The organism is Mycobacterium sp. SMC-21 (genome assembly GCF_045310825.1).
In the GTDB taxonomy this organism is placed as follows: domain Bacteria; phylum Actinomycetota; class Actinomycetes; order Mycobacteriales; family Mycobacteriaceae; genus Mycobacterium.
In genome coordinates, this window is the sequence record NZ_JBJIAO010000036.1 from 1 (window position 1) to 22,324 (window position 22,324).

General features: G+C 68.2%; 24 protein-coding genes, 1 tRNA gene and 1 pseudogene. 12 read left to right on the top strand and 14 right to left on the bottom strand.

Translation table 11 applies throughout. The annotated features are described in order from the left end of the window. Positions 1-79: 79 nt before the first annotated feature. From ACJH6H_RS24130 to ACJH6H_RS24145, 4 genes and pseudogenes are all read right to left on the bottom strand, one after another. A pseudogene (locus tag ACJH6H_RS24130) lies at positions 80-269 on the bottom strand (MscL family protein); the annotation flags it as partial. A 141-nt stretch (positions 270-410) separates the two neighbouring features. Further along, positions 411-1,076: an SAF domain-containing protein gene (locus tag ACJH6H_RS24135; RefSeq protein WP_406775958.1), complete on the bottom strand. Its 666-nt coding sequence runs from the start codon at positions 1,074-1,076 to the stop codon at positions 411-413. A 63-nt stretch (positions 1,077-1,139) separates the two neighbouring features. Next, a complete protein-coding gene (locus ACJH6H_RS24140; protein ID WP_267324767.1) occupies positions 1,140-1,457 on the bottom strand; it encodes an FmdB family zinc ribbon protein in 318 nt (105 codons plus the stop codon). 267 nt (positions 1,458-1,724) lie between these two features. After that, a complete protein-coding gene (locus ACJH6H_RS24145; protein WP_267324768.1) occupies positions 1,725-2,297 on the bottom strand; it encodes a 5-formyltetrahydrofolate cyclo-ligase in 573 nt (190 codons plus the stop codon). Between the two features lie 159 nt (positions 2,298-2,456). Between ACJH6H_RS24145 and ACJH6H_RS24150 the strand changes: the two genes are divergently transcribed. The 5 genes from ACJH6H_RS24150 to ACJH6H_RS24170 all read left to right on the top strand — a co-directional run bounded on the left by ACJH6H_RS24150 (position 2,457) and on the right by ACJH6H_RS24170 (position 6,843). Next, positions 2,457-3,347, top strand: coding sequence for a UTP--glucose-1-phosphate uridylyltransferase (locus ACJH6H_RS24150; protein ID WP_406775973.1), 891 nt, complete (start codon positions 2,457-2,459; stop codon positions 3,345-3,347). Between the two features lie 86 nt (positions 3,348-3,433). Next, positions 3,434-4,672: a gephyrin-like molybdotransferase Glp gene (gene glp / locus ACJH6H_RS24155; protein ID WP_061010656.1), complete on the top strand. Its 1,239-nt coding sequence runs from the start codon at positions 3,434-3,436 to the stop codon at positions 4,670-4,672. 3 nt (positions 4,673-4,675) lie between these two features. Beyond that, the gene (locus ACJH6H_RS24160; protein WP_061007407.1) at positions 4,676-5,329 is read left to right on the top strand and encodes a GNAT family N-acetyltransferase; all 654 of its coding nucleotides are present in this window, start codon (positions 4,676-4,678) and stop codon (positions 5,327-5,329) included. Between the two features lie 194 nt (positions 5,330-5,523). Then, positions 5,524-6,720 (top strand): gephyrin-like molybdotransferase receptor GlpR, encoded by a 1,197-nt coding sequence (gene glpR / locus ACJH6H_RS24165; protein WP_061007406.1) that lies wholly within the window; start codon positions 5,524-5,526, stop codon positions 6,718-6,720. A gap of 50 nt (positions 6,721-6,770) precedes the next feature. Then, positions 6,771-6,843 (top strand) — tRNA-Ala (locus tag ACJH6H_RS24170). Between the two features lie 62 nt (positions 6,844-6,905). On the opposite strand, the gene ACJH6H_RS24175 is transcribed toward ACJH6H_RS24170, so the two are convergent. Then, the gene (locus ACJH6H_RS24175) at positions 6,906-7,463 is read right to left on the bottom strand and encodes a TetR/AcrR family transcriptional regulator (protein WP_061007405.1); all 558 of its coding nucleotides are present in this window, start codon (positions 7,461-7,463) and stop codon (positions 6,906-6,908) included. Positions 7,464-7,680: 217 nt separating this feature from the next. Here ACJH6H_RS24175 and ACJH6H_RS24180 point away from each other — a divergent pair, with 217 nt between their 5' ends. Both ACJH6H_RS24180 and hchA read left to right on the top strand, forming a co-directional pair. After that, positions 7,681-8,976, top strand: coding sequence for a cytochrome P450 (locus tag ACJH6H_RS24180; RefSeq protein ID WP_061007404.1), 1,296 nt, complete (start codon positions 7,681-7,683; stop codon positions 8,974-8,976). A 96-nt stretch (positions 8,977-9,072) separates the two neighbouring features. Then, positions 9,073-9,948, top strand: a complete 876-nt coding sequence (hchA, locus tag ACJH6H_RS24185; protein WP_406775959.1) for a glyoxalase III HchA — start codon at positions 9,073-9,075, stop codon at positions 9,946-9,948. Positions 9,949-9,962: 14 nt separating this feature from the next. Here the strand turns inward: hchA and ACJH6H_RS24190 are convergent, their stop codons facing one another. The 5 genes from ACJH6H_RS24190 to ACJH6H_RS24210 form a co-directional block, all read right to left on the bottom strand. After that, positions 9,963-11,213 (bottom strand): MgtC/SapB family protein, encoded by a 1,251-nt coding sequence (locus ACJH6H_RS24190; RefSeq protein WP_406775960.1) that lies wholly within the window; start codon positions 11,211-11,213, stop codon positions 9,963-9,965. Between the two features lie 14 nt (positions 11,214-11,227). Then, on the bottom strand, positions 11,228-12,025 hold the full coding sequence (locus ACJH6H_RS24195) for an enoyl-CoA hydratase/isomerase family protein (protein WP_061007401.1): 798 nt from the start codon (positions 12,023-12,025) through the stop codon (positions 11,228-11,230). 87 nt (positions 12,026-12,112) lie between these two features. Next, complete coding sequence (locus ACJH6H_RS24200; protein WP_061007400.1) at positions 12,113-13,027, bottom strand: lysophospholipid acyltransferase family protein; 915 nt, start codon at positions 13,025-13,027, stop codon at positions 12,113-12,115. A gap of 56 nt (positions 13,028-13,083) precedes the next feature. Beyond that, entirely contained in the window at positions 13,084-13,524 is a 441-nt protein-coding gene (locus tag ACJH6H_RS24205) for a WhiB family transcriptional regulator (protein ID WP_244881354.1), read from the bottom strand. Further along, positions 13,452-13,703, bottom strand: a complete 252-nt coding sequence (locus ACJH6H_RS24210) for a type B 50S ribosomal protein L31 (RefSeq protein WP_061007399.1) — start codon at positions 13,701-13,703, stop codon at positions 13,452-13,454. The genes ACJH6H_RS24205 and ACJH6H_RS24210 overlap by 73 nt, the downstream gene beginning before the upstream one ends. A gap of 121 nt (positions 13,704-13,824) precedes the next feature. On the opposite strand from ACJH6H_RS24210, the gene ACJH6H_RS24215 reads away from it, so the two are divergent. Beyond that, a complete protein-coding gene (locus ACJH6H_RS24215; protein WP_406775961.1) occupies positions 13,825-14,850 on the top strand; it encodes a GNAT family N-acetyltransferase in 1,026 nt (341 codons plus the stop codon). After that, entirely contained in the window at positions 14,850-15,686 is an 837-nt protein-coding gene (locus ACJH6H_RS24220; RefSeq protein WP_406775962.1) for a shikimate 5-dehydrogenase, read from the top strand. The genes ACJH6H_RS24215 and ACJH6H_RS24220 overlap by 1 nt, the downstream gene beginning before the upstream one ends. Before the next feature lie 11 nt (positions 15,687-15,697). Here the strand turns inward: ACJH6H_RS24220 and ACJH6H_RS24225 are convergent, their stop codons facing one another. Beyond that, the gene (locus tag ACJH6H_RS24225) at positions 15,698-16,390 is read right to left on the bottom strand and encodes an LpqN/LpqT family lipoprotein (protein WP_061007396.1); all 693 of its coding nucleotides are present in this window, start codon (positions 16,388-16,390) and stop codon (positions 15,698-15,700) included. A gap of 148 nt (positions 16,391-16,538) precedes the next feature. On the opposite strand from ACJH6H_RS24225, the gene ACJH6H_RS24230 reads away from it, so the two are divergent. After that, positions 16,539-17,213 carry a DUF5642 family protein gene (locus tag ACJH6H_RS24230; protein WP_061007395.1) on the top strand — a complete coding sequence of 225 codons (675 nt, stop codon included), beginning with the start codon at positions 16,539-16,541 and terminating at the stop codon, positions 17,211-17,213. Positions 17,214-17,223: 10 nt separating this feature from the next. Continuing rightward, positions 17,224-17,883, top strand: a complete 660-nt coding sequence (locus ACJH6H_RS24235) for a DUF5642 family protein (RefSeq protein ID WP_061010658.1) — start codon at positions 17,224-17,226, stop codon at positions 17,881-17,883. Here the strand turns inward: ACJH6H_RS24235 and ACJH6H_RS24240 are convergent, their stop codons facing one another. Together ACJH6H_RS24240 and ACJH6H_RS24245 are read right to left on the bottom strand one after the other, a co-directional pair. Then, the gene (locus ACJH6H_RS24240; RefSeq protein ID WP_060999285.1) at positions 17,884-18,495 is read right to left on the bottom strand and encodes an alpha-ketoglutarate-dependent dioxygenase AlkB; all 612 of its coding nucleotides are present in this window, start codon (positions 18,493-18,495) and stop codon (positions 17,884-17,886) included. It abuts the gene before it with no gap. A 102-nt stretch (positions 18,496-18,597) separates the two neighbouring features. Beyond that, on the bottom strand, positions 18,598-20,136 hold the full coding sequence (locus ACJH6H_RS24245; RefSeq protein ID WP_060999283.1) for a dolichyl-phosphate-mannose--protein mannosyltransferase: 1,539 nt from the start codon (positions 20,134-20,136) through the stop codon (positions 18,598-18,600). Positions 20,137-20,160: 24 nt separating this feature from the next. Between ACJH6H_RS24245 and rsmI the strand changes: the two genes are divergently transcribed. Beyond that, on the top strand, positions 20,161-21,027 hold the full coding sequence (gene rsmI, locus ACJH6H_RS24250; protein ID WP_226520749.1) for a 16S rRNA (cytidine(1402)-2'-O)-methyltransferase: 867 nt from the start codon (positions 20,161-20,163) through the stop codon (positions 21,025-21,027). Here the strand turns inward: rsmI and ACJH6H_RS24255 are convergent. Further along, positions 20,999-22,204, bottom strand: coding sequence for an aminodeoxychorismate synthase component I (locus ACJH6H_RS24255; RefSeq protein ID WP_226520750.1), 1,206 nt, complete (start codon positions 22,202-22,204; stop codon positions 20,999-21,001). The genes rsmI and ACJH6H_RS24255 overlap by 29 nt on opposite strands. Positions 22,205-22,324 lie beyond the last annotated feature (120 nt).

Consider the following 22,324-nt stretch of genomic DNA (forward strand, 5'->3'; position numbering starts at 1 on the left):
CACCGTCAGACGGCGATCAACACACCGAAACGGAGGTCGCCTGAAACACCCCGATCCACAGGTATTGACAATTGCTCGTCGCCGAGCAGGTGGATCCGCAGGACCCCGTACGAGTGGTCGCCGCCGGCACCGATGCTGGAGATCAACGGCTGGATCACCTGGTCGGTGAACGCCTTCACCAGCGTGGTGAACGCGGCGCCGATCACGACGGCGACCGCCAGATCGACGATGTTCCCCTGTGCGAGAAACTCTTTGAAGCCCTTAAGCATGACTGCCCTCCCTGTGATACGGCCTGTACCCACGAACGGTAAGACCGACCTGAGCATCGTGCAGGAGTCGGCGGCCGGACGATCGCAACAGATGCGTACTGGTGACGAAATCGAAATCAGCCGTGCGGCAAATTTCGCGGATCAGTGCAGAGTGACGGTGATGGCCCGGTGCAGCGCCGCGCCCGCGACGACATTGGCGCTGTGCCGCGGCAGGGCGACGAGTACGAGGCGTTCGTCGGCGCTCGTCGGTGACTTGCGCCGTTCGGACACCAGCACCACCCGCGCGTCGGTGGCGATCACCTCGGCCGGCGATTGATCGGCTGTCGTGCCGGCGTTCTCCGGTCCGGCCAGGACGTCGACCACGTCGCCTGCGCGCAGCAGGTCCGGGAGCGCGGCGTCCGCCAGATGCAGTGGCACCATGCGCGCGTCGGGCCCGGCGGCGGCGACGGTGAGCCGGGAACCGAGTATCCGCACGTCGGTGATGACCTCGCCGCGTCGCGCTGGGGCGGCCAGCGTCGAGCCGACGACGGCGCTGGATTCGCGCAGTGCGCCGTCGGGAATGCCTGGCGCGGAACGGGATTCGACGACGACGTCGTCTGCCGTCAAGGCTGAGCCGGGGGACAGGTCATGCGCGGCGACGACGACGGCGACCTGTCCGTCCGCGGGGTCCGGCCGAAATTCGATGACGGCCGCGAGGACCACCAACATCCCTGCGGCGGCGCGGCGCGCGGCCGTGGTCCTGGTCCAGTCGGGCCGCAGCTTGTGTGTCAGCCGGCCGATCAACGGCGCATCGAGCGAATCCCCCATGCCGTAACGGTAGGGATTCTGTGCGGGAAACACAGGCCGGAACGCTTCCGGCCTGTGGATAACTCAGTTGGACGCGGCGGCGGCCGGCGCGGCCGACTTCGTGCTGCTGCTCGACGAGGACGACGAAGATGACGAAGACGAGTCCGACGAGCTGGAGCCCGACTCGCTCTTTGCGGGAGCGGCGGCGGTGCTGGAGCTCTTCGAATCGCGGTTGTCGGTGCGGTAGAAGCCGCTGCCCTTGAAGACCACGCCGACGGAGCCGAACAGCTTGCGCAGCCGGCCGTGGCACTTCGGGCATTCGGTCAGCGCGTCATCGCTGAATGCCTGCACCGCGTCGAACCGGTTGTCGCACTCGGTACACGCGTAGGAATAGGTCGGCACGTAAACCTCCGAGGTCGTCAAACTTGTTAGCACTCTACCGGCTTAAGTGCCAAAACAGCTATTCGGTGCCGGGCATTCCCCGACCGACAGGCCCGGTGGCCTGGTGACGGGGGCAATCACGTCCGGGATGGCGGTGGGACACATAGCATTGTGCGCATGACTCGCATCATGACCAAGGGCGGCTGTGACAACCCGGACTGCACCTGTGAAAACTGCAACTGCGGATCGGGATGTACCTGCGGCAAGGACTGATCGTCTCCCGCAGCGTCAAACTCCCAGCGTGACGAGGCCCGCCCGCGGGGTCAGGGCATGCGTCATCGCGACGTCGTGCGGCTCGGCAGGTAGCGCCGGCAGCAGATCGTCGTCGTACACCACCGCCACCAGCAGCGTGTCCGGCGCGGCCAGCGACAGCGACCGGTCGTAGAAGCCGGCGCCGCGGCCGAGGCGCACGCCCGCACGGTCGACGCCGAGCGCAGGGACCAGCACCACGCCGGCCTGCCGGATCGCATCGGGCGGCAGATGCGGCACCGCCGGTTCGAGTAGTCCGAATGACGCCTTCGTGAGATGCCCGGCGCGATACCAGCCCCAGCTCAGCGGGGCGTCGGGGTGCGTCACCGGCAACAACACCCGGGCACCGGCGTCGATCAGGGCGTCCAGCATCGCCGGCGAACCCGGTTCGGTGCCGATCGGGACATACGCGCACACCACGACGCCGGGGCTCACCAATTCGGGCGCCCGTCGCGCCAGCGCTTCGGCGTCCGCCTGCCTCTGCTCCGGCGTCAGGGCCCGCCGTCGACTCAGGATGGCGCTGCGCAGCTCACGCTTTCCCTCAGGGGTCACGGTTACCACCGTGTCATATTTGCTCGCCCGGTGTTGTACACCTGTCCAGGTAACGGCCACTTCGGCGTTGCCGCTGACCCCTGGAAGGTGCACCTTGGTAGGGCAGATCGAGGCATTGCCGTTATCGTGTGAACAATGACGACACAGACTTCAGTGCCGATGCCGCGTACCGCGGTGGTCCCGGCGGCTGGTCTGGGCACGCGTTTCCTGCCTGCCACCAAGACCGTGCCCAAGGAGTTGCTGCCGGTCGTCGACACCCCCGGCATCGAGCTGGTTGCTGCGGAAGCTGCCGACGCCGGCGGCGAGCGACTGGTCATCGTGACCTCGGCGGGCAAGGACGGCGTCGTTGCGCATTTCGTCGAGGACCTCATCCTCGAAGGAACGCTCGAGGCGCGCGGCAAGCACGTGATGCTCGAGAAGGTGCGGCGCGCACCCGCATTGATCAAGGTGGAGTCGGTCGTACAGGCCGAGCCCCTGGGCCTGGGCCACGCCGTCAGCTGCGTCGAGCCGGTGCTGCTGCCCGACGAGGACGCCATCGCGGTCCTGCTGCCCGACGACCTGGTGCTGCCGACCGGCGTCCTCGAGACCATGGCGAAGGTACGCGCCAAGCGCGGCGGCTCCGTGTTGTGCGCCATCGAGGTGCCCGAGGACGAGATCAGTGCCTACGGTGTGTTCGATGTCGAGACGGTGCCCGACGCGGCCAACCCGAATGTGCTGCGCGTCAAGGGCATGGTGGAGAAGCCGAAAGCCGAGGACGCGCCGTCGCCGTTCGCCGCGGCCGGCCGGTACATCCTCGACCGCGCGATCTTCGACGCGTTGCGGCGCGTGCAGAAGGGTGTCGGCGGCGAGATCCAGTTGACGGACGCCATCGCGCTCCTCATCGAGGACGGCCACCCCGTACATGTGGTGGTGCACCGCGGGTCCCGACACGACCTGGGAAATCCCGGCGGCTACCTTAAAGCTGCGGTTGACTTTGCGTTGGAACGCGACGACTACGGCCCGGAATTGCGGCGTTGGTTGGTCGAGCGATTGGGTCTTGCCGAGCGCTGAGCGCCTGACACCGGCGGTACGGTTGGCCCGCACGTGCGCGAGCATGTGGTCAGCCACGGTGTGCGAGGTATGCAGAAAGGCGAGCTGTGCGTTCGGTTGAGGACCAGCAGGCCCGGGTCGCGGCTGCGGCGGTGGCACCGCGGCCGGTGCGGGTGGCGATAGCCGAAGCGCAGGGCCTGATGTGCGCCGAAGAGGTGGTCACCGAACGCCCGCTGCCCGGATTCGATCAAGCCGCCATCGACGGCTATGCCGTGCGCAGCGTCGACGTGATGGGCGCGGATTCCGGCGGCGACGCCGACGTCACGCTGCCCGTGGTCTCGACCATCGCCGCGGGCGAACGCACTCCCACTCGTCTGCAGCCGCGGCAGGCCGCGCGGGTGCAGACCGGTGCGCCGATGCCCACGCTCGCCGACGCGGTGCTGCCGCTGCGTTGGACCGACGGCGGCGAATCGCGCGTGCGGGTCCTGCGCGGGGTGCGGTCCGGCGCCTATGTCCGACGTACCGGGGACGACGTGCAGCCCGGCGACGTCGCGGTGCGTGCCGGCACCATCATCGGGCCGGCCCAGGTCGGACTCCTGGCGGCGGTGGGCCGCGAACGCGTGCTGGTCCACCCACGGCCGCGGCTGACGGTCATCTCCGTCGGCGGCGAGCTGGTCGACATCTCCCGCACGCCCGGCAACGGCCAGGTCTATGACGTCAACTCCTATGCGCTGGCCGCCGCCGGTCGCGACGCCGGCGCGGAGGTGAACCGCGTCGGCATCGTGGATGCCGACCCCAAGACCCTGCGCGACGTGGTCGAGGGCCAGCTGAGCCGGTCGGAAGTCGTGGTGATCGCGGGCGCTGTCGGCGGCGCGGCGGCCGAGGGCGTGCGCGCGGTGCTCGCCGAGCTGGGGGAGATGGAGGTCGCCCGGATCGCGATGCACCCCGGATCGGTGCAGGGTTTCGGCACGCTCGGGCGCGACGGTGTCCCGGTTTTCCTGCTGCCCGCGAACCCGGTGAGTGCGCTGGTGGTCTTCGAGGTGATGGTCCGTCCGTTGATCCGGATGTCGCTGGGCAAGCGGCAGCCGATGCGGCGCGTGGTGCCGGCCCGGACGCTGTCGCCCATCTCATCGGTGGTGGGGCGCAAGGGATTTCTGCGTGGGCAGCTCATGCGTGATCAGGACACCGGCGAATATCTGGTGCAGGCGCTGGGCGGGGCGCCCGGCGCGTCGCACCTGCTGGCCACCCTCGCCGAGGCGAACTGCCTGGTGATCGTGCCCACCGAGGCCGAGCAGATTCGCACGGGCGAATCGGTCGATGTGGCCTTTCTTGCGCAGCGCGGCTGATTCGTGAACCTGTTGCGTTCGAGTGCGATGCATCCGGGCTGGCCGCTGTCGGTCGGCCCGATCCGCGTGCGGGCCGGGGTGGTGCGGCTGCGGCCGGTGCGGTTGCGCGACGGTTCGGTGTGGAGCCGGATGCGGCTGACGGACCGCGCTCACCTGGAACCCTGGGAACCCGTCGGTGAGGTGGATTGGACTGCGCGCCACGCGGTTTCGTCGTGGCCGGCGCTGTGCTCGGGGTTGCGGGCGGAGGCGCGGCGCGGCCGCATGCTGCCGTACGTCATCGAGCTGGACGGTGAGTTCTGCGGACAGCTGACCATCGGCAACGTGACACACGGAGCGCTGCGGTCGGCGTGGATCGGCTACTGGGTGGCGCGTCAGTGCACCGGCGGCGGCATCGCGACGGCCGCGCTGGCGCTCGGCGTCGACCATGCCTTCGGGCCGGTCGGACTGCACCGGATCGAGGCGACCGTCCGCCCGGAAAACGGTCCGAGCCGGTCGGTGCTGGCGCGGGTGGGGTTCCGCGAGGAGGGGCTGCTGCAGCGCTACCTGGAAGTCGACGGGGCCTGGCGGGACCATCTGCTGGTCGCCATGACCGTGGAAGAGATGGCGCAGTCGGCGTCATCGGCGCTGGTCAGGGAGGGCCGAGCCACGTGGGTCTGAGGGATTTGTGCACGGTAGTCCGCGGTCAGCGCGGCAAACCGTGCACAAATCGCAAATGAGACTGTGTTGCAGATGTGACATCTGAGACTGATGTGCTTGTAAGTAGCGAATTACAGGTGTGTAATTGACCCTGGCGCGTCGGCTTCGGATGCGCTGGTCACGGACCTAATCTGATGGGGAAAGGAGCCGGCGACATGCCAAGCATCCCCCAATCCCTACTGTGGATATCCCTCGTCGTGTTGTGGTTGTTCGTGTTGGTGCCGATGTTGATCAGCAAGCGCGAGAACGTCCGCCGCACGAGCGATGTCGCATTGGCGACCCGCGTGCTCAACACGAACGGCAACAGCCGGCTGCGACGCCGTAGTGGACCCGCTGCGGGGCACTACAGTGACCCGCACTGGAAACAGGACGACGATCTCAGTGCGTTCGAAGAAGACTTCGCGCGCAGCGATGCGACCACCGACTCGATCCCGGTCGCCGATCCGGAAGCGGACAAGACGCATTCGATGGTGGTCGTCGAGCATGTCGTCGTCGAAGAGTCGGAGTACCTCGACGTCGAGGTCGTCGAGATGGACTCCGGTGCCCTGCCGATCGGTGCCTCGGGACGCATGAAAGCCGTTCCTGAGCCTGAAACTGCCGAACAGCCAACGCTTTTCGACGAGGTCGCGACGCCCACCATGGCGATCCGGACCATCTCCGAGGCCGACTTCGACCCCGAGGAAGCGCTCACGGACGAGATGGCGGCGGCGGAGCCCGAGGCGGAAGTCGAGGCAGAGGCCGAGCCGACCACCGACGTGCACGAGGCCATCGCCTCTGACGAGGAACAGGCCGAGGTAGCGCCCGAGCCCGCGGACGAAGCCGAGGACGGCACCGAACACGACTACGAGTACGTCGACGACACCTCGGGCGTCGAGGCGGCGTCCGAGGCCGAGCCGAAGCTGGCCGATTCGATGTCCAAGGCGCGCCGCGTCCGCCACGAATCAAAGGCCGCCGTCGCGGCCGCAGAGCGCAAGTACCGCTTCCGCAGCCGCATGCTCTCCGGCTTGGCTGTGGCCATCCTCGTGACCGGCGTCGCCGCGTTCACGCTGGCATCGAGCACGTGGTGGTGGTTCTGCGGAGTGGTCAGCGCGGCCGCCGTGCTGTATCTGGCCTACCTGCGTCGTCAGACCCGGATCGAAGAACAGCTGCGGCGCCGGCGCGCCCAGCGGATGATGCGCTCCCGGCATGGCGTGGAGAACACGCAGGACGAGGAGTTCGACGTCGTCCCCTCCCGCCTGCGCCGTCCGGGTGCCGTCGTCCTAGACATCGACGACGAGGATCCGATCTTCGAGCACCTGGAATATGCCCGGATGGCGCGCGACTATGACCTGCCCCGAGCGGCTGGGCAGTAACCGGTTTTCATGTGGCGGACTGGTACTGGTAGCCTTTGCTTCCGGTACAAGGGGCTATAGCGCAGTTGGTAGCGCGTCTCGTTCGCATCGAGAAGGTCAGGGGTTCGATTCCCCTTAGCTCCACAGAGATTCAAATGGGGTCGGTGTCCACCGGCCCCATTTCTGTTTCCGGAACTCGCGGGAGTTCACTCGCCCAGGCCCAGTGTCACCGACGGCCCGGCGAAGCGCTTCACCAGTTCGTATTCGGCCTGTTTGTCCTTGAGCGGCCAGTACCACAGTGCGAATGTCACCCGGATCAGCCATTGCGCTGCCAACGGGTCGTGGCGCCCGATCATCTCGTCGGCAAACTTGGCAACCAGAGGTGAGGCGGTCACGGCCTCGCTGCCGTGATCGGGCCGGACATCTCCCATGATGAGTTTTCCCAGCGGTTCGCCCCGCATGCAGTCCAGCGCGACGACGATGGCAGCCACGACGCGCTCGGTGCCGCCCAGGCCGGTGATGGCCTCACGGATGGAGCCGACGATTCGTTCGGCGAACAGCGATACGAGTCGCTCGAGGATCGCTGCCTTGCCGCCGGCGCGGCGGTAGACGGTGGCCGGGGAACAGTGCAGTTCGGCGGCCACCGCTTCGACCGTGAACGCGTCGAAACCCTTGCGGGACACGAGTTCCGACGAGGCCGAGAGAATGCGGGCGAGCGCTTCGGCATTGCGGTCGGTTCCGAGCACCCAGTCATGTGGTGGCATGTGATGGGGCCTCCTGGCGATAGAAGCAAAATCCGTTCTATCACCTTGAGACGTTCTGCGGTTTCTATCTCACAGGTATGGGCTGGTCCGGAATCACCCCGCGCCCGACCACCGGCGCCGCGCTGCTGGTGTGTCTTTCAACTTCGATGAGACGCATTGACCACCCGGGTGGCAGGCACGGACGCTGATCATGTGGCAACCAGGAAGGTCCGCTGACATGACAATCGCACAGGCGGTACGTGGCACCACCTCGGTGCTGTCCCCGCTGCTGGCGGCCGGCCAGCTGAACGTCGCGGCCACGGTGCGTGCCCGCCGCCTCGGCTACCGCAGCTGGACCGGCGCCATCAACACCGACTACGACCCACTGGACCCGCAGACGGCCGCCCATCCGCACGAGGCGTACGCGGCGCTGCATCGGGGTGGGCGCGTCCACTACAGCCCACAGCGGTCGACGTGGATTCTGCACCGGCTCGACGACGTCCGTGCCGCCCTGCGCGATACCGACCAGGTCACCAGCAGCCAGGGGGTGACGCGGATTCGGATGGTCGCCGACCTTGTCGTGGTGACCGACGGCGAACAGCACAGCCGGCTGCGCAAGCAGGTGCAGCCGGCGTTCACCAAAGGCGCGCTGGACAGTTGGCGCGCCACCATCGATGGGCTCGCCGCGGATCTCGTCGGCGATCTCATCGCCGACCCGGGTGCGGACGCCGTACAGCGACTGACGGTCCCGCTGCCGCTGCGGGTCATCGCCGCGCTGCTCGGCGTCCCCGAGCGTGACATCGCCGAGTTCCGCCGATGGTCCGACGAGAGCACCCGGCTCATCAATTTCACCCCGACCGTCCCCGGTCTCATCGACGCCGCGAAGTCGATGCGTGCCGCAATGGCGTTGCGCCGTTACTTCTTACGGCATCTGGCGGCAGGAGAGCTGAAGGGCTCGGACACGGTGCTGGGGCGGCTGCTCGCCCACAGCTCCGACGGCGCGTTGTCGGACGAGGCGCTGTTCCAGATCGCCATCCTGCTGCTGATCGCCGGCAACGAGACGACCACCAATCTGCTGGGCGGGATGCTCCACACCTACGCGCTGCACCCGGATCAGTACGACATGATCCGGGAGAACCCGGACCTGATCCCGCAGGCCATCGAGGAACATATCCGGTACACCAGTCCCATTCAGAACCTCTACCGCTACACCCGCGCGCCCTACCGGGTCGGCGACGTCACCATTCCGACGGGTTCACGCATCCTCCTGTCGTTCGGCGCCGCGAACCGAGATCCGCTCGCATTCGATGACCCCGACGTTTTCCGCACGGACCGCAACCCACGGACCCATGTCGGCTTCGGCTTCGGGGCGCACCTGTGTCTGGGCGCGCCGCTGGCGCGGATGGAAGCGCATGCCGTCCTGCGTGAGCTCGTCAACCGCGTTTCGCGAGTGGCCATCACCGGACCGCCGGCATGGTCCACCAACAGTTCGCTGCGCGGACCCACGCGACTTCCGGTCGTGCTTCACCCCTGACGCACTCCTTCGGCGAGATTTCGACGGTTCCGTGATCGCCGGGAAGTTCGTAGGCTGGCCTTGTCGTCGCAATTCCCGCCAAGGTCAGGACGTCTCGTGAGCGAATCCGAACTGAGCAAGTCCCCGACACCCGATCCGGCCGAGGACAACGCCTTCTTTCCCTCGGCGTACTCGTTGAGTCAATACACCTCGGACAGAACAGATTTCGGCGGCGTCAAACATGCCGGCGCCTATACCGGCGGCCGGTGGAAGATTCTGATGATCGCCACCGACGAGCGCTATCTGCTGATGGACAACGGCACCATGTTCTCCACCGGGAACCACCCCGTGGAGATGCTGCTGCCGCTGCATCACCTGATGGCCGCGGGCTTCGACGTCGACGTCGCCACCATCACCGGAAACCCGGCGAAGCTGGAGCTGTGGGCGATGCCGGGCAAGGACGACGCCGTGCAGCAGACCTACGCCGACCTCAAGCCCAAACTCAAGGAGCCGCTGAATCTTCGTGAGGTGATCGTCGACCGGCTGGGACCCGATTCCGACTATCTGGCGGTATTCATCCCGGGTGGCCACGGCGCCGAGGTCGGTATCCCGTTCAGCCCCGAGGTCGGTCAGGTACTCAACTGGGCACTCGAGAACGACAAGTTCGTCATCACGCTGTGTCACGGGCTGGCCGGCCTGCTGGCGGCCGCGATCGGCAAGACGGAATCACCGTCCAAGGGCTACCGCATCTGCGTTTTTCCCGATGCGCTCGACAAGGGGCCCAACAAGGAGATGGGTTACATACCCGGCGGGCTGCGGCTCTTCATCGGGGAGGCGCTGGAGGATCAGGGTCTCAAGGTCGTCAATGACCAGATGACCGGTCAGGTCCATCAGGACCGGCGGCTGCTCACCGGCGACAGTCCGCTGGCCTCGAACAACCTTGGTCTGCTCGCCGCGGACGCATTGGTCGAGGCGGTGACTGCCGAGGCGTAGCCGCTGGTGACGGGCTACGTCATCGTCACGGCCAGGACAACGCCGAAAACCACCGCGGGCGCGGCCATCCCGGCGAGAAACCGGAGCCCGAACCGGCGACCGCCGGCCGTGAATGCCAGCACGGTCTTCACGATCAGGTTGGAGCCGAGTGCGGCCGCTATCGCGAGCAGCGCGGTGTCGACGGTGATATCGCCCTTGGCAGCCAGGCTGGCGGCGGCGACGGAACCGGCGTGCGCGTCGGCCAGACCCGCGGCGAACGCGGCGAGCACGGTGCCGCCGGCACCGAGCACGTCCGCGCCCCACCGCCCGACAAGCAGGGCGAGGGTGAGTACCGCGGCCAGGATCAAGGCCGGACGCAGGGCGAACGGTCGGCTTGCGGGTGCCGCGCCGGTGTCGTGTTCCGGGGACGGATTCGCTTCGGTGGGCCGTCCGGTTCCGCGGTAGACGACGGCGGCGATCGCGACCAGCACGAGGGCGCCGGCAGCCACCGGTGGCCACAGGCGCTCGAGCACGTGGGCGTCGACCACCCCGATCACGATGAGCAGCTGCACGAATGTCGCCAGGCTGGCCAGCAGAGCGCTGGCCAGGGGCGCGCGCACGCTCGGTGTCGTGCGGCTGAGCCGGGCCATGGACGCCGTCGTTGCGGTCGCCGAGACGAACCCGCCGGCGATGCCGGTGACCAGCAGGCCGCGTTCCGGGCCGAGCGCTCGAACCCCGATGTAGCCCACCCACCCGATGCCGGTGAGCAGCACGACGAGGAGCCAGACCTTCTCCGGATTCAGAATGCCGTACGGTCCCAGTCCGCGATCCGGCAGGAGCGGCAGGATCACGAACGCGACGACGAGAAACTTGATCGCGTCTTCCAGCTCGACCTCGGTCATGATGTCGCGGGCGAACCGGTGGATGCGGTTCTTCGAGACCAGCAGGCCCGCGACGACGACCGCGAGGGCCACCGCGAGTGCCGGACGCGAATAGGCTAGGGCGCCAAGGAGATACGCGACGAGGGCGGCTGTCGCTGTAGTGGTCCCGGGGTCTTCCGCACTGGTTCGGAGATAGGCCAGTGCGATGAGCGCGCCGACAGCCAGAAATCCGGCGACGACAGCCCACTGACTGAAACCGGCCGCCACCGCACCGGCCAGTGACAGCAGCGCGAACGAACGCGAGCCGGCCGGGAGCTTGCGGGCGTGGCTGCGTTCGCGCTCCAGGCCGAGCGACAGCCCGATGGCGAGTGCGACGAGGAAGGGCTCGATCTGCTGCCAGGTCATTTCGGTTGCCGCGTCTACTGCGCCGACGGAAACCGGGGCGGCCGCTTCTCGCGCAGCGCCGTATACCCCTCGACCACGTCCGGCCCGAGGAACGTCAACATCTCGTAGGCCGCGGACTGGTCGAAGATCGGGCCGGCGTGGCGCAGCCAGTTGTTGAGTGCGCGCTTGGTGAGCCGGATCGCCTGCTGGGCGCCGGTGGCCAGCACGTCGGCCACCCGGAGCGCTTCGTCCAGAACCTGTTCGCGGGGAAGGGCTTTGGCGACCATGCCGATGCGCTCGGCTTCGACGCCGTCGATCATCTCACCCGTCATCAGGTAGTACTTGGCCTTCGCGGTCCCGGCCAGCAACGGCCAGATGATCGCGGCGTGATCGCCCGCGGCCACACCGAGTTTGACGTGGCCATCGCCGATCCTGGCGTCCTCGGCGATGATCGCCACATCGGCCAGCAGCGCGGCGACGGCGCCCGCGCCGACCGCGACGCCGTTGATGGCCGACACGATCGGTTTGTCGCAGTTGATCATGTTGTAGACCAGGTCGCTCATCTCGCCGAGCATGTGCGAGACGCGGTCGTAGTCACCCGCCATGCGTTCGACCATGGCCAGATCCCCGCCGGCGCTGAATGCCTTTCCCGCGCCGGTGATCACGGCCACCCGGGTGTCCGGATCGGCCGCGACGTCCTTCCAGATGTTGGCCAGCTCGGCATGCATGCCCTCGTCGGCGGCGTTGTACTTCTCCGGCCGGTCGAGGGTGATCAGCAGGACGCCGTTGTCGCGGCGCGTCAGGGACAGCTGCTGGTAGTCGGTGAATGCCATCTCGCGAAGCCTTTCTGCCGCATGCGGGTGCATGAAGCGCTGCGCCCGACGGCAACCCACGTTACGGTCTCCCGACCGCCGTCGTGGTCAGCCCACGCGGATGGCGGCTTCGGGTGGCTGAGCGGCCCGGGACCAGGCCAGGGGATTCAGGCCGCGGTACGGATCGCCGGCCCGGACTTCCTGGAGGTCGGACAAGATCTGTTCCAGCGCTTGCTGAGTCGTGGACTTGACCGTCTCGACCCACCGAGCGTGATCGGTCGTACCGGCCGGCGCCGTGGTGCTGATCGGCTCGCCGAACTCCAGGTACATGCGCTGCGGACGGGGGATCAGCGTCGGGCCGATGCCGCGCACCAGCGGCATCGCCATGTCGGACCGTCCGCCCAACCGCTCGCCGATGGACTGGCTCAGCCGGCCCAGCGTGCTGTCGCGCTCGAAGAGGGGCTCGTAGACGTCGTCGCTGCCGACCAGTCCGACCGGCACTATCGGGTAGCCGTTCTCGATGGCGATCCGGGCGAAACCGCTTCGCCCGTCCCATTTCAGCTGGTATTCCTCGCCCTTGAACTTGGGCATCTCACGTCCGCCGCCGGGGAAGACCAGCACGGTCTCGTTGTGCCGCATCAGTTCTCGCGCGGTGTCGGGATGGCCGACCACGCCGCCGTACGCCGCGACCAGGTCGCCACCGAAGCCCTTGGCCTGTGCCAGGGCGCGCTCGGCGAGCGGGCGCACCTGCACTCCGAGCTCGCGGCGGGTGTAATACGGCATCAGCAGGATCTCGGCGAAGCCGAACGCGGTGTGATTGCCGACCAACAGGAAACGGCCGTCGCGCGGCAGCCGGTCGAGGCCGGTGACGTACGGCCGATACAGATCGATCAACGGTTCGAGGGCATCACCGGTGGCGTCCAGCACATTTCGCAGGGTTCGGACGCGTTGCGGCGGTTCCATGATGGCAGTGATCTCGTCGTCGGTGACGGTCGGCCGGCCCTGTGGCGGTCCGAATCCCATCGGTGCTCCCGTCGGTGTCGTGATGTTGACACCAAGGTACCGAGAGTTTTGATAGATCAGCTAATAAAAGCCTGTGAACTTCGTATCGCGGCGCGCTCCTTCGGAGTCGTCGCACCCCAGATGCCGTAGGGCTCATCGGCTTCCAGGGCGTGGCCGAGGCAGGCGCGCAGTACCGGACAGTGCTGACAGATTTGTTTGGCGCGCTCTTCGTGGGCGACCCGCCGGGCGCCACGATCGTCGTCGCCGGTGTAGAACACTTCGGCCGGCAGCCCACGGCAACGGGCATGCAACTGCCAGTCCCAGATTGCGGTGGTGGCCGCGCCCCGGGTGTGGGACCCGGGGCGCGGCCGGTGCCGGGTGGTGCGGGACAGGCTCGAGGGAGAAGTGAATGTGTCGCCGTGGCAAGGGGATTCCCGCGCCAAGGTCAGCGTCCGTACTTGCGGTTGAACTTCTCGACGCGGCCCGCGGTGTCCAGGATCTGCCGCTTGCCGGTCCACACCGGGTGTGAGTCCGAGGTGACGTCGACCACGATCAGCGGGTAGGTGCGGACGCCGTCGGCGGTCTGCCATTCGATGGTTCGCGAGCTCGTGGCGGTGGAGCGGGTCAGGAACGTGCGCCCGGTGGTGGCGTCCTGGAAGACAACGTGGTGGTAGTCGGGGTGAATGCCGGCCTTCATGGGAACCTCCGTCAACCAAGTGAAAATCGTTTTCATTAAGACGTGGCCGACCATACCCGACGCTCGGGGGCTTGTCGAAAACAGTTTTCAATAGTGCAGGGTCTCAACGGCCCCACATGGCATGCCGTCCGCCGGTAACGTTTCCTGCGTGCCGGAAGCGACGACGGATGAACTGGCTTCGTTGGGGTTCTTCGCGAGCTGCCGTCGGGAGGACCTCGACCGGCTGGCGCCCCTGCTGCGTCCACTGACGGCCGAACCGGGCAAGGTGCTGATGACGCAGGGCGAAGTCGCGTCGTCGTTCATTCTGATCAGCGCCGGCAGCGTCCGGGTGACGCACACCGCTCCCGATGGCGAACTCGTCGTCCACAACATCGGCCCGGGCCTGATCGTCGGTGAGATCGCCCTGTTGCGCGGCGGCACGCGCAACGCCACGGTGCTGGTCACCGAGCCACTGGCCGGGTGGATCGGCGGACATGACGCGCTGACCGCCATGCTCGACGTGCCCTGTATGGCCGAGCGGCTGGTGCGCACGGCGCGGCAGCGACTCGCGGAGTTCATCACGCCGCTTCCGGTGAAGCTGAGCGACGGCAGTCAGATGTACCTGCGGCCCGTGCTGCCGGGCGACAACCCGCGGGTGCGCCAGGGGCCCGTCCATTTTTCGACCGAGACCATCTACCGCCGGTTCCAGACGGCCTACCAGCCCAGCCCGGCACTGATGGCCTACCTTTTCGAGGTCGACTACGTCGACCACTTCGTGTGGGTGCTGACCGACGGCGTCGACGGGCCGGACGGGCCGATGGTCGCCGACGCGAGATTCGTTCGGCTGCATGAGAATCCGACGGTCGCCGAGGTGGCCTTCATGGTCGGTGACGACTATCAGGGCCGGGGCATCGGTACCTTTCTGATGGATGCGCTGGTACCCGCCGCCCGGGGCTCCGGCATCGAGCGGTTCGCCGCGCGCGTGCTGTCCGACAATTTTCCGATGCGCAAAATCCTCGAGCATTATGGTGCCACCTGGGAGCGCGACGACCGCAACATGATCGTCACCGAATTCGACGTCCCGAAACCCGACCAATTGTCGTTGTCGCACAAGCAATATCGCGAAATCCACATGTTGGCGCAGCAAGTGATCAAGGCGGTCGGCTGATGACGGACTCGCTGTACTCGCGGCGTCCGCTGCTGAACAAGGACACCGCGGTGTGCATCTCGCTGGCGGCCCGGCCCAGCAACATCGGTACGCGCTTCCACAACTACCTCTACGACGAGCTGGGCCTGGATTTCGTCTACAAGGCCTTCACCACGACCGACATCGCCGCGGCCATCGGTGGCGTGCGGGCCCTGGGCATCCGCGGCTGCTCGGTGTCCATGCCGTTCAAAGAAGACGTCATCGCGCTCGTCGACGAGCTGGAAGAGTCGGCGCGCGTGATCAATTCGGTCAACACGATCGTCAACGACGCGGGCCGGTTGACGGCCTGCAACACCGACTACCTGGCCATTGCCCGGCTCATCGACGAGTACCACTTGGATCCGGCCGCATCGCTGCTCATCCGCGGTAGCGGCGGCATGGCCAGCGCGGTGGCGGCGGCGTTCCGGGACAAGGGATTCGAGGCGGGCGCCATCGTGGCCCGCAACCCCGACACCGGCGGCCGGCTGGCCGAGCGGCTCGGGTACCGGTACGCGGCCGAGGCGTCGGACGGCGCGGACATCGTCGTCAACGTCACCCCGATCGGGATGGCTGGTGGCGCCGAAACCGACGACCTGTCCTTCGCTCCGGACGTTATTGCCAAGGCGCGCACCGTGTTCGACGTGGTCGCACTGCCGTCGGAGACCCCGCTGGTCCGGGCGGCGCGCGCGGCCGGGGTGCCGGTGATCACTGGCGCCGAGGTCATCGCCCTGCAGGCCGCCGAACAGTTCGAACGGTATACCGGGGTGCGGCCGACCGCCGAGCAGGTGGCCGCGGCATCGGCCTTCTCGCGCGCCTGACCTCAGTCGCCTCAGGGCACGGTGATCGTCATCGACTTGTCGATCGCTGCCGTCGCATCCATCAGCGGCGCGATGGTCTCCTTGGTGCCGCTGGCATTGATCTGCAGAACGATCACGCCGTCCTTGGTGGGGATGGCCGCCGTCTTCTGGGCCATCAACCGGTCCTTGCCGTCCTGGTTGTACGTGCCGCCGACCTGACACGCCTTGAACCCGGCGAGCTTGGCCTCGCAGTTGGTGCCGGCGTCCTGCCAGTTGTGCAGGTTCTGTAGCTCGCCGGGCGCGTACTGCAACACCTCGTCGGCATTGGCGCCGGGCAACTTCGAGACCAGCACGATGATGGTCGGCGGGTCGGCCTTCATGGCCGGGTCGTCGAATTTGCTTGCGCTCCAAGCCCATTTCGGCGTCAGCGGACCGGCGTCCACCCAGCCCTGGGGGAGCGGCATGGTCAGCGTCGGGGCGCCGGGATCGCCGGGGTGCAGCTGCTGCTCGGTAATGTTCTTCTCGTGCAGGTAGTCCCGGATGGTCTTTTTCGGAACCGCCGGCGCGCTCGGTGCCGCGGAGGTCGGTGCCGCCGCGGCGCTGCTGCTCGCGGCGCTGCTCGATGTCGACGACGGCGCCGGCTTCGAATCCGAGTTGCAGGCACTCGCGCCCAGCGCAGTCACAGTCACGGCCAGCGCAACGCCGGCAACCCTCATCGGCAACATTTCCGTCTCCTGTCGTCGGTTGCAGACTACGGGGCGGACGAAGCCGCTTGGGTCAGCTTCCGGCGCAACGCCGTGTCCGCAAAAGTCGTATCGGCGTGGCGCCGGGCATCGGCCGGGGTCGGCGCGTTCGCCGTGCTATCAACAGCAAATGCGCGCACTCGCGTGGTCGGCAGCGGTTCTGCTGTGCGCCGCGTGCGGATCGACGACCCCGCCCACGCGGCCCACCACCCCGTTGGCCGCGAAACCCGCCGATCCCGCCGCGATCGGCCGGATGCGCCAACACCTCCCCAAAGACCTGCGGGGCTACGAGTTCGCGGCGTTGCCCGCGCCCGCCGCCCCGACGACGTTCTGGGGTATGTCCGCCGGCTCGGCCGCCGACCCGCCGGACTGTGCAGCGCTGGTGGCCGCACCGGCTGCCGGCGTTCGCGGCTGGTCGGCATCGGGACCCGGTGGCATCGTGTACGCGACCGCGGCGCCGGCCGTCGCCCCGGCGCCCGAGCTCGTCGGCGACTGCCACAGCTGGACGTTGAGCACAGACCGGGCGCGCGCGGCCGTCGACCTCACCGATGCGCCCCAGGTCGCGGACGGCCGCACGCTGGGCCTGACGGCGCACATCACCACGAGCGTCGAGAACGGCGCGCAAACCCATTCGCAGGCAACGACTCTGATCGCGTACGTCGACACCCTGGCGGTTTCGGTGACCATGGTGACCGACCCGGGTGCCGTCGCGCCGCCGCTGCCCGCCGAACTCCCGGCGACATTGTTGGACGCGGCGGTGCGGTCGGTGCGGGGCATCCCGGCCGCCGACGGGTTGGCCCGGTAGATTCGCCACAATGCGCAGAACGGTGCTCGCGGTGGCCTCCGCCGGTCTGGTGGCGGCATGCACGTCCCACTCCCAGGTGGTGGTCGCCGACCCCGACATCACCAAAATCCTTGACCTGAAGGGCACTTTCGGGCCGGATTACCAGGTCAAGACCGTCGCGCCGACGGGCATCGACCCGCGCGCGTTCGCCCCGCAGACCCTGCCGCCGGGCCTGAAATTCGAGCCACCGGACTGCGCGAAGTTCGCGTCCGGCATGGCCGTCTCCCCAGGTGCCAAGGGCAACATGACCGCCGTCACCGCGGAAGGGCAGGGCAACCGGTTCGTCATCCTGGCGGTGGAGACGTCCGAGCCGATCGCGCCGGCTGATCCGGGCGACAGCTGCAAGAAGGTGGCCTTCTCCGGCGCCGGGGTGCGGGGCCTGGTGGAAGAGGTGCCCGCCCCGCCCATCGATGGGGTGAAGACGCTGGGCACCCACCGCATTCTCGAGACGGTGGCGGCCGGCAAGCCGGCTGCCGGTCAGCTGTACAACTACGTCGGCGGGTTCGGCCGATTCCTGGTGATCGTGACCGCCAACTCGCTCGTCGTGCCGGACAAGCCAGTCGTGCCGGTCAACACGCAGAAGGCGACGGAGCTGCTGACCAAGTCGGTCACCGCGGTGCGGGGCCAGTAGTCAGCGCACGTTGCGCGGCCGGAACTGGATACTGATCCGCGGCCCTGTGGGGCGGGCGGTCTTGGGCACCGCATGCTCCCAGGTGCGCTGGCAGGAGCCGCCCATGACGAGCAGGTCGCCGTGGCCCTGCGGCAGCCGGACGCTGGTGCGCCTGCCGTCGGCGCCCGTGGTGCGGGGACGCAGCGCGAAAACCCTTGTCGCTCCGAGGCTCAGCACCGCGACCATGGTGTCCTCGGTGCTGCTGCGCCCGATGGTGTCGCCGTGCCACGCGACGCTGTCGTTGCCGTCCCGGTACAGGCATAGGCCGACGGTGGTGAACGGCTCGCCGAGCTCGTGGGCGTAGGCGTCGTTGAGCCGGACCCGCAGCCGCGCCAGCCCGGGATGTGGCGCCCGGTCCTGCGCGAGGTCGTGGAAGCTGACGAGACGCGGCACGTCGAGCACCTTGTCGTACATCTGGCGCTGTTCGGCGCGCCACGGAATGGCGGTCAGCAGCTCGTCGAAAAGTGTGTCGGCGCCAGTCAGCCAGCCGGCGCGGACATCGACCCAGGCGCCGTCGCCGAGCCATCGCCGTTCGGCATGGTCGAACAGCGAACCCTGAACCGCCAAGGACACCCCGCGATCTTATCGCACAGGCGTTCGATGTGTCGGAAGCCTTCCGTTGACTCCGCGGTGGCGGCGTTCGCCACTCGCACTCTTGCACCCCTAGGCGCAGGGTCACCGCCAGGAGGGCAGGACGATCTCCATGTTCCACGTGGACGGCGAGATCGGCAGCCCCGTCAGGATCGGATACATCCAGGCGAAGTTGGTAATCACCAACGCCACGTAGAAGCACACGACCAGCAGTCCGAGCGTTCTTCGTTCCGGTTCCGTCGATCTCGGATACAAGATGTCGCCGAGGATCAGCGTGATCAGGATGATCAGGAACGGCGCCATCGGCGTTGCGTAGAAGAAGTACATCTGCCGGTCGATGTCGGCGAACCACGGCAGGTAACCCGCGGCGTAGCCGGTCAGCGCGGCGGCATACCGCCAGTCGCGTTTGACGAACGTCCGCCACACCGCCCAGGCCAGCACCGGCACCGCGATGAACCACATGGCCGGCGTGCCGGCCAGCATGACGGCCTTGACGCACGACTGTGCGCCGCAGCCCGGCACGTTGTTGTTGTCGATGGCGTAGAGGACCGGCCGCAGCGACATCGGCCACGTCCACGGCTTGGATTCCCAGGGGTGGTGGTTGCCCGCGGCATTGGTCAGCCCGGAATGGAAGCGGTAGACGTCGTGCGTGTAGTACCAGAGCGAGCGCAGCGTCGCGAACGGCCCGTCGCCGATGTTCCGGCCCTCCATGTGCCGGTCGATCGCGGTCTCCGAGGCGAACCACGGCGCGTACGACGCCAGGTACACCCCGACTGGGACCAGCGTCAACGCCCACATCCCGGGCGCGACGTCGCGGCGCAGCGTCCCCAGCCAGGGCCGCTGTACGCGGTACGCACGCCGGGCCGCGACGTCGAACGCGACGGTCAACAGGCCGAAGAACACCATGTAATAGAGGCCCGACCACTTGACCGCCAGCGCGAGCCCCAGCAGCACGCCGGCGCCGAATCGCCACCACCGCACGCCGAGCCGCGGGCCCCACACCGTCTCGTTGATCCGGCCTTCGGTCATCGCGACGTGCATTCGGGCACGCACCTGGTCGCGGTCCACGATGAGCGCGCCGAACGCCGCCACGATGAACACGGCCTGATAGACGTCGAGCAGCGCGGTGCGGGCCGAGACGAAGCTGACACCGTCGGCGATGATCAGCAGCCCGGCGATACCGCCCAGCAGCGTCGAGCGCGTCATGCGCCGCGCGATCCGCGCCACCAGCAGCACCAGGATGACGCCGCACACCGCGCCGGAGAAGCGCCAGCCGACGCCGTTGTAGCCGAAGATCCATTCGCCGATGGCCATCAGCTGTTTGGCGACCGGCGGGTGTACCACCAAGCCGTAGCCGGGGTTGTCCTCGACGCCGTTGTTGTGCAGTACCTGCCAGGCCTGCGGCGCGTAGTGCTTCTCGTCGAAGATCGGGGTGCCCGCGTCGGTCGGGGAGCCCAGGTTCAGGAACCGGGTGATGACGGCCAGCGCGGTGATCACCGCGGTCATGGTCCAGCCACGCAGCCGATCGGTCGGGCCGAAATCGGCGGCAGGCGTCAGTGGCGCCGGACTGATCACGGGGACCTCGCGCTCGGCGTCGGAGGCGTCGAGAGCGGGGGCGGTCACGTCAGCGAGCTTAGGCTGTCCCGTGTGACATCAGTATCTGGTCCGCCCGCGGACGCTGGTCGACTGCTGCTCGCGGCCACGCCATTGGGCCAGCCCGGCGACGCTTCGGCCCGCCTCATCGAGGCGCTCGGCACCGCCGATGTGATCGCCGCCGAGGACACCCGACGGGTGCGTGCGCTGGCTGCGTCGCTGGATGTCCGCCCCGTCGGGCGCGTCGTCAGTTTCTTCGACCAGAACGAGGCCTCCCGGGTCGCGGGACTTGTCGAATCGATCGCCGCGGGCGAGACCGTGCTGGTGGTCAGCGACGCCGGCATGCCGCTGATCAGCGATCCGGGGTACCGCCTGGTGGCCGCCTGCGCCGAGGCCGGGCTGCCGGTGAGCTGCCTGCCGGGCCCGTCGGCGGTGACGACGGCGCTCGCGGTGTCCGGGCTGGCGTCGGACCGGTTCTGCTTCGAAGGCTTCGCGCCACGCAAGGGCCGGGCGGCGTGGCTGGCCGGGTTCGCGGCCGAGCGACGGACGTGTGTCTTCTTCGAGTCACCGCGCCGGCTGGCCGAGACCTTGGCCGAGGCAGTGACGGCGCTGGGGCCGGACCGGCGCGCGGTCGTGTGCCGTGAGCTGACCAAGACCCATGAGGAGATTCGTCGGGGGACGTTGGGGGAGCTGGCCGAGTGGGCCGCCGACGGCGTGCTCGGCGAGATCACCGTGGTGCTGGCGGGCGCGACACCGGTGGCGGATATCGACAGTTTGGTCGCGCTGGTGCAGGAATTGGTCGACGACGGAGCGCGCGTCAAAGACGCCTGCGCCCAGGTGATCGCGGAGAACCCCGGCGCGCCTTCCCGCCGCGAGCTCTACGACGCTGTCCTCAAGTCCCGCGAGATAGGGCAAGGCTGACGGTGGCGGCGGCCTTGTGCAGGCACTCCTCCCACTCGCGGTCGGGATCGGAGTCGGCGGTGATGCCGCCGCCCACGCCCAGTACCGCGGCGCCGTCGGCGTCGAATTCCACAGTGCGGATCGCGACGTTCAGTTCGGTGCCGGCCAGCGGCGACGCCAAACCGACCGTCCCGCAATAGATTCCGCGGTCGTAGGGTTCCCACTCGGTGAGGAGTTCGCGGGCGCGGCACTTCGGTGTCCCGGTCACCGAGGCGGGCGGGAAGGTGGCGTCCAGCACTGCCGCCATCGGGGTCTCGACCGGAACCTGCGCGGCCACCGTCGACACGAGATGCCAGACGCCCGGCGCGGGTTCGACTGTCAGTAGTTGCGGTACCCGGACCGAACCGGTCGTCGCGACGCGGCCCAGATCATTGCGGACGAGGTCGACGATCATGATGTTCTCGGCGACGTCCTTGGCCGAGGACGCCAGCTCAGACGGCGAACGGTCAAGGGGGAGGGTGCCTTTGATGGGACTGGAGGTGACGATCTCGCCGCGGCGGCTCAGGAAGAGCTCGGGGGACAGGGACGCCACCGCGCCCCACGTGCCGGCGACGAAAGCGGCCCGGGCGGGCGCGGTCTTCGTCACCGCGTCGACGAAGAAGTCGATGGGTGCACCGGACAGCCGTCCGGTGAAGCGGGTGCAGACGCAGGCCTGATACACCTCGCCCGCGGCGATCGCGTCCAGGCAGGACAGCACGCCGGCGCGGTGTTCGGCGCGGTCGGGCGCACGCCAGTCGATGGTGTACGGCGCGGGCGCCGCCGGTTCCAGGTCGGCAAGCCAGTCGGGAAGCGTTGCCCCGGAAAGGCTCTCGTACCACCAACGCCCAGCGGCGTCCTGCCGCAGTACCGAGTCCGACCAGCCGCCCGCGGCCGCCGGGATTCGGTGACCACCGTCCGGGTACGACAGGTAACCGAACCAGCCGCCGCCGATCGCTTCGCCGGAACCTGTTGGCGCGTCGAAGACTTCGGTGGCGGGCACCGGTTCGATGGCGACGCTCGGCGCGATGACGGCCGTCGCGCCGAACCAGTCGCCCAGCAGTGCGGCCGGCGGTGGCAGGCCGCGGCGCGCGGCGGCGTCGGCGACAGCCTTCAAGACCCCTGGGGCGTCGCCCAGGTCGGCCAACCGCTCGACTCGCACGCCCCACAGCTTCGCCTATGACCGCGAGCAGGCCCCCAGCGGGGGTGCCCCCAGTAAAACTGTCGAATCTTGGGCTGCCGTTGATCGTGCGTCCTGGGCGTCGACTACTCGCAGGTTGTC